Consider the following 19,178-nt stretch of genomic DNA (forward strand, 5'->3'; position numbering starts at 1 on the left):
CAGGAGAACCACCATGCACAGCAACGACGTTCAGGAACTGCTCGACCGCGCCGCCATCACCGACGTGCTGTACCGGATCGCCCGCGCGATGGACAGCAAGGACTGGGAGCTGCTCGCGGCCGGCTACACCGAGGATGCCCAGGGCGACTACGTCAACGCGGCCGCCGGCGGGCGTGCGGAGATCGTCGAGGGCACCCGGGCTTTCCTGGGGTCGCTCGATGCGACCCATCACGCTGTACACAACATTGAGGTCAGCATCGACGGCGACGTCGCCACCACCCACGCCACGATGACGGCCCAGCATGTGCGGGGTGGAGAGCAGTTCCTGTTGGGCGGCACCTATGACGACACCTTCCGGCGTACCGAGCAGGGCTGGCAGATCAGCAACCGCCGTATCCGGGGCCTCTGGAGTACAGGCGACCCGGCCGTTCTCACGGTGCCCGTCTCCTGAGTCGATCGGTGCCTGAAGACGTGTTCGGCGGACCACGGCGCACGCTGGCGGCGATCCGCCGAACACGTCCCAGGTGACTGGTGACGGACGGTCAGATGCCCGCCCGCGGGTCTCGGCCATCCGCAGGGGCCGGTAGCCGTCGGTGTCGAGCTGGGCGAGTTCACCATCGATGTCGACGGAGTGGGTGCCGTAGAAGTGCACGTTCTCGTGGTGGGTCGGTCAGATGTGCGCCAGCATCTCGTCGTCGACTTGGCGGCCGGTGCGGCGGACCCTGAGATGCCTACCCTGTACAAGTGCCGGGCGACGGCCAATGTCGTGAGGTTCTCCCCGAGCGGTGGCCGGCGTCCGGCACCCGACGGTTCGCGCGACGGAAGTCAGGACGCGTTATCGGCGGCAGAAGAGTGCATCGTGACCGTGACCGTTCGAAGGCTGCGGCACCCGCTGGATCCAGATCGTCTGCAGTTCTGTCGTTGGCGCAACCCGGGGTGATCCCCTGTGTGAGCCCCGCCCGGTGCGAACGGATTGTCGTTGCGGAGTGCCGGTGTCCCAGGTGAGGATGTGTGGAGGTGCCGGGTGGATTTTCCCGGCGAAGTGTTGGAGGCGCTGCTAGTGAACACCGCTCTGCGGTGCGCCTCGCTGTGCGCGCCAGACGCTGACCACTTCGCTGTGCCCACCGGCTGACCTGCTTCGTTCGCGGTGGGCGTTTCCTCCCTGGGGAGACCACCGTAGTGCCCGAAGACTTTCTGACGGGTGATCGCCGTCCTCTGATGACGGTCCTTGCCGCCAACCTCGTTTCGATTGCAGGGAATTGCCTCACGTACATGGGCGTGCCGTGGTTCGTGCTGCAGAGTACGGGCAGTGCCGCCAAGGCCGGGATCGTGGCGTTCTGCACACTGCTGCCCGCAGTGTTCGCTGCGCTGGTCACTGGTCCGGTCATCGACCGGATGGGACGACGGCGGGTCAGTGTCGCCTCTGATCTCGCCTGCGGAGTCGCTGTAGCGGCGATCCCGCTGTTGCAGTTCGCCGGCATCCTGCAGTTCTGGATGTTGTGCGCGTTGATGGCGCTGATGGGGCTGTTCCGTGCGCCTGGGGAAACGGCCCGTGGCGTGCTGTTGCCCGCGCTCGCCGAACGCGCCGGGATGCCGATGGCCAGGGCAGCTGGGCTGTACGACGGTGCGGCACGCTGTGCGGCGCTGACAGCATCCGCTCTCGCAGGTGTGCTGATCGCCGTACTCGGAGCCGACAGCGTCCTGTTGGTGGATGCCGTGACCTTTGCCGTGGCGGCGCCGCTGTTCGCGTTCGGGGTGCGTGACCTGCCCGAGGCGCAGCCTCTGCGGCAGGTCGAGCCGGCGTCGTTGCCGGCCTACCGTCGTGAACTCGCGGACGGGTATCGCTTCTTGGCGGCCACGCCGCTGCTGCTGGGCTTGTGCCTGATGACGCTGGTCACCAGAGGCCTCGACCAAGGGTGGAGCGCCGTGCTTCTCCCCGTGCACGCCCGTGAACAGCTTGATGGTGCCATCGATCTCGGTCTGCTGAACGCGGCGTTCGGTATCTGCGCACTCGCGGGGGCGCTGATCTACGGGGCTGTGGGCAGCCGCTTTCGGCGGTGGCCCGTGTTCACGATCGCTTTTCTCATCGGGGGCCTGCCGCGCTTCGTGGTGGCCGCCTTCACCGACACGTTCACCCCGCTGGCCGTGATCATGGCGGTGGAGGGTCTCGCCTTCGGTGTGCTCAACCCCATCATCGCCACCGTGACGTATGAGACGGTGCCTGAGGAACTTCGCAGCCGCGTGCTGAGTGCGACGGCAGCCGCGGTCCAGCTGGTCACTCCGCTGGGTGGACTCGCCGCGGGCCTGTTCGTGGATGCGGCCGGCCTGCCCGGTGCGTTGCTGACGGCCGGCGGCGTGTATCTGCTCGCCACGTTCTGCCCGGTGATCTTCCCGGCCTGGAGACAGATGGACGGCAGCGGCTCTCCCCACGACAGGACAGAGGGCTCACTGCCGCGAAGTTTCAAGGCGAAACGGATGTAGAGACGCGGGCCGCTTGCCCCTCAGCGGTCTTGGCGCGAGTTTCTCCTGCTGGAGATCCGCTGAGGGTGGCCCACCCCAGCCGACGAGCGAACTACCCAACGCGCGCTCAGCGGCAGAAGCGTGCACTGTGATTCGGCCGATAAGTGGGCGCTGGCAAGCTGCCGATGCGTTGCCATGGCAAGGTTTCGGTATGAGGGTCGACGACGAGATCGCCCGCTTCGACTGGTCTGGCATCCGGACCTACGTGGGCTACGCCGAAATGGTGCCCCACGCCATCCGCAGCCTCGTGACCGTCAATGACGAGAAGGAGGCAGCTCACCTCGGCACCTGGATCGAGCGCATCCTTCTCTCCGTGGCTGGCCCCTGCGAAGGCTGCACCCCGGTGGCTACCGTCCTGGTCGCAGCACTGCCGGAGATGACGTCGGCCGGACACACGGTGGCGCTTAACCTCCTCGCGATCATCGCAGCTGCCGAGATGACAGGGCCGGCACACGAACAGATCGGCAGGGTCGACACCGCCGAGATCCGCCGGGCAATAGCGGTCGGATTCCCCCACTATCTAGCGGTTCTCAGGGCACCAGACGCCGCTACGGCGAACCTGCACTCCTGCGTCGACCTCATAGACATCCTGGCGTTCCATGCCCCTGACCTGCGACCAGGAGCCATCGCCGCGCTCGAGGCGCTACGGACGGGCGGACGCGCTTCCACCCTGGCTGTCGTTGTGGAAAACACGCTCGACGACCTGACCAATCCGTCGAACGATTCCCCGTAACCACGACTCCCGGAACGCGAGAGGGCAACAGCCGCTCAGGCCGGCCACCGAGAGCGATGGCTCGCGTCCTGTCAACGCGCAGTATCAGCGGCAGATCCGCGCACGTGATCATGCGGTCGGAGGGCCGGAACGAGTCAGATCGAGGGCGGCGAGAGTTCGGCAATGGCGCCGTTGCCGCTCGATACGGTCTGATCGGCCGCTCGGTCTCGGGTCGGGCCTCGTCCAACATCATCGATAGGAAACGGTGTCAGGACTAGCTCAGCGCATAGTGGAAGAAGGGGCAGCAGCTGTGGTTGCGCTTGTCGCCAGTTGGAAGTGCCAGATAATTTGGCTCGGTGTTCCGTCCCAGGCGGCGCCGAATGCCGCCGGGACGATGCCCAGCAGCGACCAAGGCCATGCGTCCCACGGTCCCGTCACGATTTCCGCGGGCATGTTCCCGCTGGCATCGCCGAGCATCCGAGGTTCCTCGCAACGCCGTACCTGCAGGCCCAACGGCAAGGCGACGCGGAGATAGTCACTAGCCCGATGTCGGAAAGCCGGAAGTAGCCCAGGATCACCGTCGGCAGCACGAACGCGCGGCACTGAGCCCAACGCCACGAGTTCCTGGTGCACGTCCGTGATCACCAGATGGCCGCCAGGACGCAGGACTCGGGCAAACTCGGTGATCGCCGGCCCGACATCCGGAAGGTGAGTCAGCGCCAGAGCACACACGATGACATCTACATGGTCGTTAGGCAGGGGAAGATTGCGCAGGTCGCCCTGCCGCAATTCCGCGTTCGGAACGCGGATACGAGCGTGAGCAAGCATGTCCGGGGAACTGTCGACGCCGATGACGTGGTGGCCCTGCTCGGCCAGGTACCCGGTGTACCTGCCGGTGCCGCAAGCCGCGTCCAAGGCCACGCCCAGAGGCAGAGCGCCGAGGATCTCGTGCACGATGGGTTCTTCGACAGCGAACAACCCATTACCTGGCTGATCATAGGTCGCGGACCACACTTTGTAGCCGTTCAGGGAGTCGACCTGCTCCGCGGTGACTCCGGCACCGTCCAGTGCAGGGCTGTCCAGAAGGCGCCGGACCTCGCTGATCCGCGCTTCGACGAAGTCCTGGTCGTAGTCGCCGGCGAAGGCACGCAGCAACGACACGCCCTCGAGCCCCAACGTGTAAGCGAGCGGATGCTGGTAGGCCACCACGCGACCGTAGCGACGACGTGCGGATCGGACTACCCAATTCCCGCACGACTCAGCCGTGCTCTGGTTTACGCCGACACGTGACTGGTTACCGCAGGGTAACAAACGATGACCGATTCACCGCACAGGCGGAAGCCGTGCCGATCGTCGGCCCTGCCATCAAGATCACGTGTACCCACATCGGCATGTCCGGGAACCAGCCGGGCGCCGGACGACCACCGAGCGTGACGGCGTGCTCTGGCTGGCGCATCCGATTGCGGCAAGAGCGGGTGTTGACACCGGGGAGAGCCGGTCGGTCTATGCCAGCGTCAAAGGCGCTTCAGGACACGATCAAGTGCCGACCGGCCTGCGGGTCCCCAGTTCGGCTTGCCGCCGGGCAGGCCGCGGTCCCCGTTCTGGCCCATCAGTATCAAGAACAAGCTCTTCATCGCGGCCAGCCCACGCGCCCGTCGGACCGTCGCCTCGTCCGCCTGGGCGTAGCGGTCGAAGAACCGCGAGGCACTTCCCTCGGGCAGCAGCAGCCAGGCGGCCCCGAGGTCCCACGCCGGATCGCCGGCGAACAGGGCACCGAAGTCGACGACGCCCGCCAGCGTGCCATCCGCGATGATGATGTTCGCGGGATGCAGATCCCCGTGCACCCACACCCGGGGGCCCGGCCACTCGTCGGCCGCCACCGCGTCGTCCCACACCGCCCGGACGTCGTCCTCGGCCACGCCGCCGAGATCCACGGAACGCAGGAAGCGCTCGAACCCGCCCGTGCACTCCTTGGGATGAGCCCCAAAGTCCGAGCCGTCCGGCGCGTCGGCCGGCGCCGCCACATGCAGCGCCTTGAGAAAGGCCGCCAACGTGTCGGCCGCGTGGTCGCTGCGGGTGATCGAGCCGTGGTCCAGGGGCGTGCCTTCAACCCAGGTCATGACCGTCCAGATCTTGGGGAAGCGCTCGGACGGTGTGCCGCTGCGCACCGGAGTCGGGATCGCCAGCGGCAGGCGTGAGGCCAGCACTGGCAGCCACTGGCGCTCCTTGAGTTGCAGATCGGGGCTGTTGTCCATCCGTTGCATCCGGACGGCCAAGTCGTCCCCGAGGCGCCACATCTGGTTTCCCCAACCGCCCTCGACCTCGCGGATGGGCAGCTCGGCCAGATCCGGGTGCTGCTCCCGCAGCAGGTCGCGGACCAGATCTTCGGTGACCTCGATCTCGGACTCAATCACGGGAAGCCACGGTAACTGAGCATCATGACCTGACCGGGGCAGCCCGGCACCGCGGGCAGCCTCTGCCCGCGTCCCGCCGTCACACGGCCTGGACCACGAGGGCTGGCGCGCAACGCTCGGCGGCAGATCGGGACGCTTGCCGGCCTTGGCCTCTCGGAGCTCGTACCCTTGATCACGCTGGCGGGCGTTGTACCCGCAACCGCCCGCCAGCCCGCCATGCCAGATCGGCCGCCTGCGATAATCTGCCCGGCGCCGCGAATTATCGGCGGCAAATGAGGATGCCAGAGATACAGGTGGTTCGCCTGGATCCTGGCAACGGGCAGCGCTGCGCATTCGATTTGAATTGACGATGGTGAGACCATCATTGCGTGACTTTGCCGCCCCTTCGTGACGTGCCTCGTGAGGTTGCACGGCTCGCTGCGCTGCGGGTGCAGGCGGGTGACAACGTCCGAGAGCAGCACGTCGTCTCCCGGAGCCTTCTGCAGAAATTTGCAGACGGCCACCGGCAACTGCATGCCATGAGCGTGTCTGACCGTACGGCGAAGGTCATCCGGCGCGGTCCGAGGGGACTAGGGAAAATCCCCAACTTCGTGCCGCAAGCGTCCCTGTCCGCGGAGCAGCTCTGGGGCGAAACCGAACGGCAGATTCCGGCACTTCTGCATCAATGCGACACAGACGCGATCCTTGGCGATCCCGAGGCAACGGCCGCGATACGTGACTTAATCGCGTTGCACTATGTCCGAAACCGAAGCCTGCGGCGAGCGCATCAGCATGCGTACGGAAGCTCGCGCGAGGCGGCTAAGCGGGCCCTGCAAGGGCAGCCAGAGTACGTTGAGGACTTCCAGCGCCGATTCGGCCGGCCGCCTCGCGGCAACGAGGATCTCGAGTTTTTCTTTGAGATGGTGCTCGCGCGTAGCTGGGATACCGACTTTAGAGACGGCCTTCTGCTGCGTTTCAGCGTTGAGCGTTTGTTTATGGTTTGCCGCGAGTGGATGTCTGAACGACCGATCCAGATCGTGCATCCCAAGTCCGGTGAGTTCCTTATCGGGGATGCGCCGGTGATCACGCTCGGCGCGCAGGGTCAGATCGGTGTCGCACTTGGTGACGCTGAGCAGATCTTCATGCCTCTTACCCCTCGGTCATTGCTGGCGTTCGGGCCGTCCGCAGTTGGTCAGGTGCCAGAGGCAAGCGTGAACCAACTCAACGCATTCCAAGTTCGGGCGGCGCATGAGTTTGTCTTTGTACGCCCTGGCAGCGGGCTTGAGCAGTTCGTTCGCGACACGCGATTCGGTCCGGCAATAGCCTGACCTTGAGCAGACAGCCGCAGCCCCTCAGGGTTGTCGCTGCGTAGCTTTGCGCAGGTCGGGCTAGCGTGCACGTCGCGGCGGATCCGTGCATCTGATCTCGTTACGCCAAAACGCCGAGAAGGTCGTGGTAGGCCTGTCGCACCGCACCGTCTCTTACCCGAATGAGGCTTGTTGCGGGACGAGCTACCAGCAAGGCCATAAGCCTGTCGTACATCTCGTCCAGGTCCGCGAGTCGCCCTTGCTGGCCGAGCGATTTCGCGGTCTCACGGAAACTGGATTGTCGGCTGGCCGCAGCGCGTTCAATGAAGCGGCGTACTGAGTTCTCCTTGCTGTCGAGCAGGGCGATCTCGTAAAACCTGCATTTCAACTCACTGGCGAGCGCTGCGGCCTGGTCGATGAAGGCGGGCTGGGCCAGCAACTGAGGTACCACCACGTCGTGTCCGCTGGCGAGATGGGCTCGCGCGCCAGCCAACGCGATGGAACGGGCGAGGAGTCCAGCCTCGGGGGCATGGTCACGCCAACGGCCGATCAGGTTGCGTACTACGTCGATGTCAAGGTCGAGGGTAAGAGGATGATCCTCGACGTACATGCGCGCCAGCGTCGATTTGCCGCATGCCGGCGGTCCGTTCAGCAAGATCAGTCGCGGCACCTAGCCAGTGTAGGGCGAGGTAGCCAAGCGTCCGCTCATCGGCTACAAGCGAGCGTTGGGCCGACCGGTCTGTGTCGCAGTGCGTAACGGATCTCCGCCAGCCGCAGCGCACGCTCGGCGGCAAATGAGGATGCGCGGCCAGCCGTCCTGCAGTGAGATTGGGCGATGTCACACGCATGTACCCGCCTGACCGATCGGCTCCGCCTGGAGCCGATCGGTGCCAGGCTTGCAGGTGATCTGTTTGCGCTTTACCAGGATGCCGACGTGGCCCGATGGTACGGCCGATGGACGCGCGAGCAGGTAGAGCAGGAGGTTGCCCGGATCGCCCAGAGCTGGCTCGTTGACGGAGTCCACAAATGGATGGCCTACGAGCGGGTGACCGGTGAATGCGTCGGACGTGGCGGCTTGTCACGGACACGTGTAGAGGGCCGTGAGCGTCTGGAACTCGGATGGGCGCTGCACCGACAATTTTGGGGCCGGGGGTACGCCACTGAAATCGGGCGGGCGGGTCTGGAGCTCGCCTTCGGCGAGCTGGGCGCCCAGGAGGTCGCCTCCTTCACCGAAGTGCACAACCACCGTTCTCGGGCGGTTATGGAGCGGCTCGGATTCGAGTACAGCAAGGACATCACCGTCAGCGACGAGCCTTTCGCGCTATATCTCCTCGCGCGCGGGGCCGACCGTTCACCAGCAGCGGGTGAAGGTGTATGACCGCGGTTCTCGGCACGGGCTCGCTCATGGCGTGACACGCTGTAGCCGATCTCCGTGGGCCGCGTGCGCGATCGGCGGCATGACAGGTAAGCGAACCCTCGAAGGGCCCCCGCTCGACATGGCACGGCGCCGAAACGTACCGCGGTGAAGTTGGCATTGCGTGACACCGCAGTTGGCCGCAATATTCGGAACTCAAGCCAGCCCGACATGGAACTCGCCGTACCCAAGTATCGATTGGACGAATGCTGCTATGTTTTCCTTTCCTACCTCTTCCTGAGGAGCTAGGAAGCTCGCGGTTGCCATCGGCAGGAGAACGAGTGGCCAGGCCGGAGGATCAACCAGTTCTACCGAGAGTTTCTGTGGCGGAGTGTAGGGCGAGCCGAGTTTTCCGTCGGGCCCCCTCATGTAGTCGACTAATCCGATGACGCGATCCGGCATTGCGGCTCTAAAGGAGAAGTTCGGACGATAGATATCATACAATTCGACTGGCTCGTCATCTCGACGAGCGACCCATTCCAAGGGGATGCGATAGGGCAGGGGAAGTCCTTCGGGTGCGCTCAACCCCTCTAGTAAACCAGATAATTGACGCTCGATGCCGGCCCAAGCTAGCGTCAAGACCATAGCGCGATTGCGGACAGCTTTCGCTATTTTGCCCAACAATTCGACCCGGAAATCGTGGCGGCCATCTAGCTCGGCGACGATTTGGCTCAGGGTTGCAGTACCGCTAAAGTCGGCGACGGTATTATATCCGCGCGCCACCGAGAATTCCTCCTCGAGATATGGGGGAATGCAGTCTTCGAGGACGGACCCGAGGCGGCGAGAATTGCTGACTGCGATCAGCGCCCTCTCCATGGCGTGTGACGACATTGGTCTAGAGGAGTTCGAATAGAGCTCACGGATCAGCGAGCGCGCGTCCTCGCCGGTCGCGATACCGTCAATCGCACCGCCCAGTGCTAGTACAAGCTGGTGCAGTTTCATCGAAGGTCGCAAGGCAAGCCTCTCTCGCCCGATCGGCTGTGGCGAAGAAGTATTTCCCTCTGACTTCGCGAAGCCTTCTGCGGCCGCTGCCCGGCGTACTAATTCGGTCCTCACGTCGAGGAGACCCTGTAGGTCGGGCTCTAGACCAAGGAGTCGGAGGACGCGCGTTGCGTTGTGCACGACATTAAGTGCGTCATGGACGGGGAGATCCGTCTGTGGCGGGTGGCTGATGGGGTCACGAAGAGCCTTGATATCTCGGAGACATCCGAGTAGCGCCGATTTGAATGCCTTGGCGCCCTGTTCGTCCGGTGGGTAGAGACTGTCATCCACGAGGTCGCGGAAGAATCGTTCGAATACGTTGTAGAAATGATTTACGCTAAGTAGGTCAAAGTCATCAATTGCTTCACGAGACACCGTGGCTGTTGCGGATGCGAGCAGCGAGCTACGCTCAATTGAATCCCACTCCTTCTTGAAGACGGAGCGTAGCATATTTTGCCAGTCATCTGGGAATGCGGCGACCAGTCGTCGTCGCAAGAATCGAACGATGGCGTTGCGGAATTGCTTTTGGATCGCCTCGTACGCTAAGGTTTCCACGGATAGCGATGCGAAGTCCATCCCCGGCCCTCCTGGTCTGCCAATAAGGCGTAGCATGAGATTCCGTAAAAGCTAATCTTAGCTGCGCTTGCCTGGGGCACCTGCGATATCATTCAGATTGAATGCCTTCATTCGGAAGCCTTAGCCGGATTCTATGGCCCCAACTGTGCTGCCTGTGCGCCGGTGAAGAGCCGGCGAACAGGCTGCTGCAGCATTCATCGTGCTACTAACGTAGTGGCCCTCATATCGGCATGTCCGTGAGCCAGGCGTCGGTGCACACCCTGACACTGCGTAGCGACCGGATCGCCATGAGCGGTCACCCCTTCGGCACGCCGAGCGGACGGAAGAGAGGCTCGCGGGCCCACGCCTGAATCGATTCACGGTCCGGGTCCGCGACCGAATCAAGGTGCGGCCCGTCGGGGCTAGCCTCCGGCCACAGCTGGGCAAACCAGCCGGCTTCGTCGAGCGCATCCCAGTGCCCCCGGATGAACGCGACAAGTTCGGATCTGCAGGACGGGTCAGCGAGATGCTGGGCCAAGTACGCGAGGGCGAAGGCGACCTCGGACTGTCCGTGTGCCCGACGCTTTCGTCGCAGCACCGACCGTAGATAGCCGAAGACCTGCTTCCAGGCGTCGTTGTTGCCGGCACCGGCGAGGCCGATCACCGCGTAGTCCTTCACCGCAGCGTCAGGCCCGGCCAGACCGGCGAGCAGATCCGGCGTGGCCTGGGTGCCCAGCCTCTTCGCCAAAGCGAGGAGGGATGCGCAACACAAGTCCCTACTACCGCGGCCGGACACGCGGGTCGCCCGCCGAAGGGCGTCGTCCTCGACGGCTCCCGTGAGGTCGCCCAAGTGGGCGGCGATGGCCACCTTGTCGAAGTCGGCCGACTCATCGAGCATCTGCGCGAGCAGCTGATCTGCATGAGGGTCGATGTAGGCGTCCCGGATCGCCTCCTCGCGGCGTGCGCTCCGCCGACTTCTGAACGCAGTAAAGATGGTTTCGTGGTGGCACTCGTCGCTCACGCACGCAGCATGCCCGACGCGACGTCGCCTCGCACTCACATCAAGCACGACCGGATGCCAGCAGGGCAACAGGCTTCATCCACCAAGCGTGACGGCACCCTGCGGGCGAGCTGCGTGCTCGACCTGGGCTGATCCTGGCGGGCAGCTGTCGATCCGACTGGATCATGATGCGCCTACCCTGGAGAAGTGCCGGGTGATGGTCCCTTGTCGTGAGGTTCTCCCCAAGCGATGGCCACTGCCCGGCACTCCGACGTCTGTGCGGCCACCACCCCCCGCGTGCGAAACTCGGCGGCAAATGAGTTCACGTGATCATGCGCCGCTTGGATGAGTGGGTTTGCCAGACGGCATCTGTCAGTATCGGTGTGGTGAGCGCGTCTATGCGGCAGCCGTTTCCGCTGCTGGACATCATGCCGCCCGTGTACGCAGGTCCCTAGCCAGACGTCAGTGTTTGTCAGGAGTGGACGGCTCATCGCGACTCCGTGCGCGGAGCCGGGTGAGCACACCCAGTTCAGTGACGAACATAGCCGCCAGTAGAAGAGCCGCTGAACCTATGAGGATTGGCCGCGCCCCGACGACATTCACCATAGCTCCCGACGCCGTTGAAGCCACCAGGAACGCTAAGGGCGTCAGCGTGGCCTGAAGTCCGCGCACTCGACCCAGGAGGCCGATAGGAACGTAACGTTGTTCGAGAACGTTGTGGGAAATGTTGACCGGGGCGTTGCCGATCGACGTGATGACGGTGCCGAGAATGAGAACTAAAAGATTAGGGGCCGATGCGATAACGAGGCCGCCGGTGGCCATGGTGGCAGCCCCAGCCCGGATATTTGCGGGAAGGCGCAGCTTGCTGGCCGCCGCTATTAATACGCCGCCGATCACCATCTGAACAACTCCATTCGTTGCGCCGAGCCATGCAAGGTCTGCCGACTGCCGGCGTAGACTCTCGGCGATAAAGAAGATCATGACGGTGTTGTTGATCCCGGCACTTAGGGCTCTGAGGCTGAAAGTCAGGACTGCCGCGCGAATCATCTTGTCTTGCTGCAGATAGCGAAGACCCTGGGCGATGCTTCTATGAAGACTCGGGCTGGCTGCTTCCAGTTCTTGGGTTGGACCGTTGGTGATCCTCGATTGCTTTGGCAGCGCTATTGCAAGGATCACCGCAGACATGACGAACGACGAAGCGTCGAGCAGAAAGGCGGGCCCGGGTCCCCACAGCGTGTAGGAGACTGCGGCGGCAGCGGGGCCTACGACAAACGATAGCTGCTCAATGATGCTCCAAATGCTATTGCTTCGTTCGAGTTGATCGTCAGGCACCAGTTGCGGAATTAACGTCATTCCTGCAACAGAGGCGAAGACGCTGACTGAAGCGGACGAGGCGACCAGGAACAAACAAACCAATATGTTGTTGGTGTAGGCGCAGTAGATAAGTCCGGCGCCAGTGACGGCTCTCGCGATGTCGCAAACGATAAGGATTTTCCGGCGGTCAGGCCATTTATCGATGAACGCGCCTACCATCGCGCCCGCCAGCACGCTGGGAAGCAGCTGCACCAGCACAAGTGCCGAGACGGCCAAGCCGAGGCCGCCTGACGCCTCGTAAACCCACAGCGTCAGGGTAAATCCGCGGAAAGCATCACCCAACAGGGAAACCGCGTTGCCGGTGATGAAGCCCAGGAAGGGCATGTTCCGGCGTAACCCAGTCACCGGGATAGAAGCCGGCTCAGGCATGTGACCTCCGTGAAATTCGCTGCGACGAGGGGAGGCTACGACTTGACCAACTCCACTCGGAACCAGTCATCCTGAGTAGGTGAGACCGACCGAGATTACGATCAGCGAAGAACGAGCGGCCAAGGCACTTGTCGGCGGGGTAGCTCCCACCTACTTGCAGGCATTCGCCTACGAGGCTCGATCTGCCGCAGAAGCAGCGCGCCTCTTGGATGAAACGGTGCAAAAGGTGCATTACTGGGCTAGTCGTTTGGTTCGGCTGGGCTTACTCCGAGTGGTCGGCACCGTGCGCAGGCCTGGGCGACCGGTCAAGAGATACATGTCGACGGCTCAGGCCTATCGCATCCCAGCCACCTTGCTGCCTGCGAATGCCTTCTACCGGGACGAGGCCGGGCGGGCAGCCACGCTGCAACGAGCTATCGCTGCTCACAGACCTGACCTTGTGCACGACGGGGAGATGCGGGTCGTCCTCGAGCCGGATGGCACTGTCAACATGGATCGTGTCCCGTTTGAGGGACACCGACCGCTCGACGAGCATTCCCCCGCTGTACTTTCCACTTGGGCTAGCCTTTACCTGGACCGCGCTACCGCCAAGGTCCTCCAGGCGCAGCTGTGGCAGTTGGTGCAGAAGTACCGATCAAAGACAGACGCCTCGGGCCTCGGTAAAGACGTCTATCTCTTGCACATCGCGATGAGCCCCGAGGCCGATTAGACAAGTTCGCGCTGCCGTCGTGCCCCGCACCTGAATGCGCAAGGCCAGCCTTGCGCACCACGTTCTGCGGAACATCGGGCAATGCACTCACATCGGCAGATCCGCGCACCCGCATTCAGAGTGGCCTCATGATCGCTTGTACGCAGCGTGAGCAAGTTCCTGAGGAACCGCTAGCTACACCCGTAGGCCAAAATCCGTAAGCAGTTCCGGTTCTCACGAACATTGCGGCGTCTGGTGCTGGCAGGACGGTGCCGAAAGTCGCGAACATCTGACGCCCCAAACTCGGTTCTGTCCCGCGAAGAGGGTCCCGAGTTCGTCCCCGGCCGACGCCGAGGATGCCAGGCACGGTGCCGCTCTAGCTCTATTTCTTGAGGCCGGTGAGGTGGTCTTGCATCTCGATGTTGCGGAACTGGTAGACCAGCCCCTCACGGCGTAGCAGCTCGTGCTCCTCTAGGGCTTCGAGGAAGCGGAATAGCCGCCAGGGCAGCCGGCCGAGGAGGGCAAGGTAGGCGTGCGAGACCGAGAAGGCAAACCATGCCGAGTAGTAGCAGGCGACGACCACGCCGATCGTCAGCCCGAACAGCACCCCGTCGAGCGGAACGACCAGCAGGGCCATTCCGGAGTGCTGCTGCAGGGCGGTGTTGAGTGAGGCCAACGGTGCTCCGGTCAGCGTGACGATCCCGGCGATCGCGGCTGCGCTGATCGCCAGGACGATGCCGATGGCGGTGAGCCGGTCGTTGCGCATCGGGGAGTACACGGCGTGCTGGCCGCCCTTGGCCGGTGGGGCGGACAACCATTTGATGGCGCCGCCCACGATGCCGACCGGGACACCGATGGCGAGCCCGAAGATGATGATGAGGGCCAGTCCGTACTCGGCGCCGAACCGCACGGCACCGCCGAGGCCGCCGCCGATGCCGATCGCGGTGGCGGCGATCAGGCCGGACCGGAGGGGGCGCAACACCCCGCCTCGGCGTCGCCGCATGGTCAGCAGGACGGTTGACGGCTGAACGAACCGAGGATCGTGTACCAGGACACGGCTGGCCACGACGGCGACACCGACCCCGGCGACGACGGCGATGATGATGGCCGCGAAGCCCCGGTTCGGGTCGTCGAAGTGCATGGCCGCGCTGACTGCCTTCGTGGCCGCGGCGACGACCACTGCCATGGCCACGATCAGGGTGGTCGCGATGGACCAGGCCCGCAGACGGACTGGCATCTCGATGTGCGGGCCGGCGGCAGTCATCAGGCGGTCCTTGACGAGCGTGGTCAGCCCGGCGGCAAGCGCAATCTCGGTCGCGTCGGCGATGGTCTGCGCGGCCGGCACGGTCAGCAGGCCGACGGCGGCGACGGCGAGCCACGCCACGAGGAACGCGGACGCGGCGGCGATCGGCCCGCTGCGGACCCCGCGCATCAGCCCGATGCAGGTGCCGGCGAACAGGCCGATCGCCAGGCCCCGGGTAAGCCCGACGGGCATGGTCAGGGCGATCTTGTACGCGGGGATCATGGTCAGGGCGGCGGCGACTGCGAGGATCGGCGCCGGCGCGAGCCCCACGGTGTGGTACCACGCGAAGGCGCCCACGTCGTTACGGCTCATCTGCCGGGCCATGTACGTCAGCCACAGGCCCGCCCGTGGTCCGCCCGGAACGTCGGGCTGGGCGAGCGTGTCGTCGATCTTGAGGCTGAGCAGGTACTGCTCGCCGGCGTGGACGCCGCCGGCGGCGATCACTGCGTCCAGTTGGGGCAGGGTGAGGCGGCCGTCGAGCAGGGCGTCCACTGTGAGCTCGAGGTACAGCGGCCGTGCGAGGATCTTGGCAATCGGGTCGTGCTCGTCGGTCAGCACGCGGTCCGCGAGCTGGTGCACCACGGCGTCCTTGTCGGGCAGCGACTTTAGGTATTCGCCGATGCGCGCGGGTTCGTGGTCGTCGACGCCGATGTGCATCGCGCCAGGGACGGCCAGCGTCTCGTCGAGGCCGGCGTTCATCTGCCGCGTCAGCACGACGAGCGGATCCGTCGGCATGAAGAACCCGTTGATCTGTCCGAGGGCATCCTGCTGGAAGGCCGGCGGCAGCTCGTCGAAGCCATCGAGCACGACCATGAACTTGCCCGACCGCACGAGCCGGCCGACCCGGCCGCCCGGCGAGCGAGGGCTGAGCACCCGGGTCGACGGGTAGGTGGAGACCAAGCGCCGGTTGATCCACGACTCGAACGACTCCGATGCCCGCCAGGAGTTCAGCGAGAGCAGCAGCGGGACCAAGGTCCCAGGCTGCTCGAACATGCCGATCATCCCCATCAGAGCGAGCAGGGACTTGCCACTGCCGCCGCGCCCGTAGACCACGGCCCGGCGAATTCCCTGGGCCACGAGCAGCGTCGCGATCTTGGCGGAGAACTGTGTCTGGGACCAGGCCGGCTTGACGAAGGTGAACGCGACCTCGTTGGTGTGGCCCGGTCGGATGACGGCGAGCCGGGGCGGGATGTAGAGCCTGCTCTGCAGGCCGCGCAATATCAGCTGCTGACGCCAGTAGCCGAGCCCGTCGTTCCGGACATCCGCAGCGAACCGGTCCATGTCCGGCTCTTCGGTGCGGCTGCCGAGTATGCCCGCGTACGCGAGCAACCCCAGTACGGCCAGCACGATACTGGACATGGAGTCACCACCTGAGAGCCCGTAGCGGACGCATGCTCCGGCGATGAGAACCGAGCCGAGCAGGGCGAGAAGTACCTTGCGGCGGTTCAGGCCTCCCTCGTCGCGGATTGTCATGTTCACCCCTTCGGTGAAGTTGCCGCCGTACTGCACTATCGATCCCGTGACGCGCCACGGACGGCAGCTCTGGACCCCTACTCGCACCACGGTCCATGTAACGGTGACAAACCGGTGACAAACGACGGTCGACCTATGTACCGCGTCCTCGGTCCGGTCGGCGCCGACTTGCCCGACGGCACTCAGTTGGTGAGCGGGGGCCGCGCGAAGCTGGCGGTTCTCGCCCTGCTGATCACCCATCCGCAGGATGGGCTCTCCGTCGAGGCGCTCATCCAGGAGCTCTACCGGGACGACGACCCGGATTCCCTGCGGGGTAACGACGCCGACATCAAGGCGCACATCAGTCGGTTGCGCCGCGAGCTTGGCGACGAACTGCCGACCGGATCGGGGCGTCGCTATGCCCTCCGTGACGTGGGTGACCGCAGCGACCTGCGCAGGTTCCAGCTGGCCTGCGCCGCCGCCGACAAGGCCGAGCGCAGCGGCGACCTCTCCGCGCTAGCCGAGCAACTGAGCGTGGCTCGTGATTGCTGGCAAGGCAACACCGCGGCGATGCGCGATCTGCAGCAGTTCGGGTTCGCCCGCCGGTTCGCTGCCGTGTGGGATAAGAAGCGCCTGGAAGTGGTCCAGAAGCTGGCTGAGACGCTGCGGCGGCTACGCCGCGACGACGAGGTGAACGCTCTGCTGGCCGTGGAGCAGGACCTCGTTCTGCCAGTGGAGCAGCCGAGTGTCGACGACGCCGCGACGACCGTCGTGGTCGGCCGCGACGAGGTCCTCGCCGGCCTTGTTGCGCGGCTGCGGGAGGCCGCGGCTCAGGGCGGAAGGTTCGTCGTACAGGTGAACGGGCCTCCGGGCGCCGGTGTCAGCGCCGTGGTGCGGCGCGCCGTCGCCGGGTTCAGTGAGGTTGTCTGGGTCGAGATGAACGTCGGACCGGTGCCGAAGCAAGCCAGCACAGTTAAACGCGAGCTGCTTCTCGGCCCGTTGGGTCTGCCCCGCGCGGAGCTCGGTGAACCGGCCGAGCGTGGCCGCCAGTACGCCGAACGCCTCACCGCCGAGACCGCACGCCGACGCCTCGTCCTGGTCCTCGATCACGTCCGGGAGGCCGGCCAGGTCATTCCGCTGGTACCGGCCACCGACGTCGACGCGACGGTCGTGGTCTGCAGCCGGGCCCAGCTGCCGGGGGTACCGGCCGACGGGCTCGTCCCGGTCGGACCGCTCGAGCTTTCCGCAGCCGTCGACCTGTTGCGCAGCATCGTCGGGACCGACGTCGTCGAACAGTCTCGGCCTGCCGCGTACGAACTGGTCCAGCTGTGCGAGCGCCTCCCTTTGTGGATCATGATCGTCGGCCAGGACATCGACACCAATGGGCGGCAAATTGCTTCCGTGGTCGCGGAGCTGCGCTCCGGGGAGACGGCCGACGGCTCGGCAGCGCGCCTGCTGCTGGACCACAGCCTTCGCGACGTCCCGCGCGCCGCGCAGGAGGCGTTCGCGCTGATCGGCCGCCTCGACGCCGAAGACGTGACCATTGAGCGAGTCGCCGCCCTTCAGGACGTGCCGCGCGATGAGGCTGCGAGCACGCTAAGCGTCCTCACTCGGGCGCAGCTCCTGCGGGCCGACGGCAACCGGTACCGGATGCCGGAGATCATGCGCGGGCCTGCGCGAACCCGCGAACCGATCACGCCGTGGCGCCCAGCCCTGCAACGTGCGCTGCTCCAGCTGCTCGCCGAAGCCGAGACCGTGGCGTCCACGACACGGCCCGGTGCGCGTCCGGACGCCGGTTCGCGAGCCCCGGACGCCTTCACCTGGTTTGAGGCCAACAGCGCCAACATCACCCAGGCCGCTGGTCAGGGCGCGCATCTGGGAATGCCCGACTACCCGGCCCGGATACTGGTCGCGGTGCAGCCGATCCTAAACGAACTGCTGGACACGGCCGTCTGGGCGACACTGCTCAAGATTGCGCAGGACGCTGCGCCGCGATCTGCCGACCCGGTCGCCACGGCGCGGCTGAAGATGTCACGCGGCCAGCTCCTCCGCTACGAGCCGGCCGACTACCGGTTGGCCTACCGAGAGTTTGACGAGGCGGTCACGCTGCTGCGCGACACCGACGATCCGGTGACCCTTGCCTACGCGCTGGACGGGCGCGCCGACTTTGCCACCGGCCTGGCCGGGACCACCAGTGACGACCAATGGCTGGAGCAGGCCGCGACCGACGGCAAGGAAGCCTACGACCTGTTCTCCGCCGCGGGCGACGCGGTGGGCATGGCGACGGCCGCGAACACCCTGGGGGAGGTCAGCTTTTTCCGAGGGCGCCCGGATGCGGCAATTCAGTGGATGGAGCGTGAGTCAACGGCTCGTTCGGCTATGGGCGACCGCGCTGGACAAGCGGTGGCTCAGCGGATGTTGGGCAAGATCTACCTGGACGCTGACGAATTAGACGCCGCGGCGGACCGGCTAACGTCGGCGATCACGATCCAGCGCGAACTCGGCAACCGTGTCGAGCAGGCGCGCGCGTATACCCTGCTGGGCGAGGTGCTGAACCGCCGGCAGCAGCACGCCGAGGCGCTGGACCGGCTCGAACGCGCCCTCGCGGTACTCAAACCGCGCCATGACCGGCTGTGGCTGGCCGCCCTGTACCAGAGCCGGGGCAAGGCCCACGCCGGTCTCGGGAACACGGCTGAGGCCCGCATTGATCTCCGGGAGGCGATTCAGCTTTTCGACCAGGCTGGCCGCACGGACAGAGCCGACGAGTGCCGAGACGCCTTACGCCGCCTCGGATGACGTCACGCGACGGGCCTATGGGCAAGGTATGGACCTGGAGGGTCATTCAAAACCAGGTGCGGCTGCATATGTCGCAGGTACCTTTATCCGCACCCAGGAGAACGCTTCAAGCCATCTGAAATCGTATTTTTTGCAGCCCTTAGAATTTTCGCGCTTCCTGGCGGCAGAACGAATCGCGATGAAAATGCAGGGACCTGCGCGTGATCAGACTCTATCCTCCGTTGCAATAGCGGTGGCCGGAGGTAAAAATGACAATCTAAAGTCGGAACCTGCAACCAACAGCTAGCTGGAAGTTGTGTCCTCTGTAAATGCGC

Annotated in this window: 15 protein-coding genes; 8 read left to right on the forward strand and 7 right to left on the reverse strand. The window is 64.9% G+C overall.

Features of this window, described 5'->3' with window-relative positions:
- From LXN57_RS31900 to LXN57_RS31910, 3 genes are all read left to right on the forward strand, one after another.
- Positions 1-451: nuclear transport factor 2 family protein (locus tag LXN57_RS31900; RefSeq protein WP_251801898.1), on the forward strand; the 451-nt coding region annotated here is incomplete at its 5' end.
- Between the two features lie 767 nt (positions 452-1,218).
- Positions 1,219-2,481: an MFS transporter gene (locus tag LXN57_RS31905; RefSeq protein WP_251801899.1), complete on the forward strand. Its 1,263-nt coding sequence runs from the start codon at positions 1,219-1,221 to the stop codon at positions 2,479-2,481.
- A gap of 190 nt (positions 2,482-2,671) precedes the next feature.
- Positions 2,672-3,253 carry a hypothetical protein gene (locus LXN57_RS31910; protein WP_251801900.1) on the forward strand — a complete coding sequence of 194 codons (582 nt, stop codon included), beginning with the start codon at positions 2,672-2,674 and terminating at the stop codon, positions 3,251-3,253.
- Between the two features lie 258 nt (positions 3,254-3,511).
- Here LXN57_RS31910 and LXN57_RS31915 read toward each other — a convergent pair whose 3' ends face one another.
- On the reverse strand, positions 3,512-4,438 hold the full coding sequence (locus LXN57_RS31915) for a class I SAM-dependent methyltransferase (RefSeq protein WP_251801901.1): 927 nt from the start codon (positions 4,436-4,438) through the stop codon (positions 3,512-3,514).
- A gap of 308 nt (positions 4,439-4,746) precedes the next feature.
- A complete protein-coding gene (locus LXN57_RS31920; protein WP_251801902.1) occupies positions 4,747-5,646 on the reverse strand; it encodes an aminoglycoside phosphotransferase family protein in 900 nt (299 codons plus the stop codon).
- Between the two features lie 368 nt (positions 5,647-6,014).
- Here LXN57_RS31920 and LXN57_RS31925 point away from each other — a divergent pair, with 368 nt between their 5' ends.
- On the forward strand, positions 6,015-6,953 hold the full coding sequence (locus LXN57_RS31925) for a DUF4238 domain-containing protein (protein ID WP_251801903.1): 939 nt from the start codon (positions 6,015-6,017) through the stop codon (positions 6,951-6,953).
- A gap of 100 nt (positions 6,954-7,053) precedes the next feature.
- On the opposite strand, the gene LXN57_RS31930 is transcribed toward LXN57_RS31925, so the two are convergent.
- Positions 7,054-7,602 carry an AAA family ATPase gene (locus tag LXN57_RS31930; protein WP_251801904.1) on the reverse strand — a complete coding sequence of 183 codons (549 nt, stop codon included), beginning with the start codon at positions 7,600-7,602 and terminating at the stop codon, positions 7,054-7,056.
- A gap of 165 nt (positions 7,603-7,767) precedes the next feature.
- Here LXN57_RS31930 and LXN57_RS31935 point away from each other — a divergent pair, with 165 nt between their 5' ends.
- Entirely contained in the window at positions 7,768-8,310 is a 543-nt protein-coding gene (locus LXN57_RS31935; RefSeq protein WP_251801905.1) for a GNAT family N-acetyltransferase, read from the forward strand.
- A gap of 192 nt (positions 8,311-8,502) precedes the next feature.
- Here the strand turns inward: LXN57_RS31935 and LXN57_RS31940 are convergent, their stop codons facing one another.
- The 3 genes from LXN57_RS31940 to LXN57_RS31950 all read right to left on the reverse strand — a co-directional run bounded on the left by LXN57_RS31940 (position 8,503) and on the right by LXN57_RS31950 (position 12,625).
- Positions 8,503-9,903, reverse strand: a complete 1,401-nt coding sequence (locus LXN57_RS31940; protein ID WP_251801906.1) for a hypothetical protein — start codon at positions 9,901-9,903, stop codon at positions 8,503-8,505.
- 295 nt (positions 9,904-10,198) lie between these two features.
- Positions 10,199-10,903: a hypothetical protein gene (locus tag LXN57_RS31945; RefSeq protein ID WP_251801907.1), complete on the reverse strand. Its 705-nt coding sequence runs from the start codon at positions 10,901-10,903 to the stop codon at positions 10,199-10,201.
- 441 nt (positions 10,904-11,344) lie between these two features.
- A complete protein-coding gene (locus tag LXN57_RS31950) occupies positions 11,345-12,625 on the reverse strand; it encodes an MFS transporter (RefSeq protein WP_251801908.1) in 1,281 nt (426 codons plus the stop codon).
- A 79-nt stretch (positions 12,626-12,704) separates the two neighbouring features.
- Here LXN57_RS31950 and LXN57_RS31955 point away from each other — a divergent pair, with 79 nt between their 5' ends.
- Entirely contained in the window at positions 12,705-13,334 is a 630-nt protein-coding gene (locus tag LXN57_RS31955) for a hypothetical protein (RefSeq protein WP_251801909.1), read from the forward strand.
- Positions 13,335-13,695: 361 nt separating this feature from the next.
- Here the strand turns inward: LXN57_RS31955 and LXN57_RS31960 are convergent, their stop codons facing one another.
- Positions 13,696-16,329, reverse strand: coding sequence for an NACHT domain-containing protein (locus LXN57_RS31960; protein ID WP_251801910.1), 2,634 nt, complete (start codon positions 16,327-16,329; stop codon positions 13,696-13,698).
- Here LXN57_RS31960 and LXN57_RS31965 point away from each other — a divergent pair.
- Both LXN57_RS31965 and LXN57_RS31970 read left to right on the forward strand, forming a co-directional pair.
- Positions 16,225-18,864, forward strand: coding sequence for a tetratricopeptide repeat protein (locus LXN57_RS31965; protein ID WP_251801911.1), 2,640 nt, complete (start codon positions 16,225-16,227; stop codon positions 18,862-18,864). The two genes, LXN57_RS31960 and LXN57_RS31965, sit on opposite strands and share 105 nt — an antisense overlap.
- Before the next feature lie 28 nt (positions 18,865-18,892).
- Entirely contained in the window at positions 18,893-19,150 is a 258-nt protein-coding gene (locus LXN57_RS31970; protein WP_251801912.1) for a hypothetical protein, read from the forward strand.
- Positions 19,151-19,178 lie beyond the last annotated feature (28 nt).

Origin of the sequence: Paractinoplanes hotanensis (assembly GCF_023717965.1) — a bacterium.
GTDB classification, from domain to species: Bacteria; Actinomycetota; Actinomycetes; order Mycobacteriales; family Micromonosporaceae; genus Actinoplanes; species Actinoplanes polyasparticus.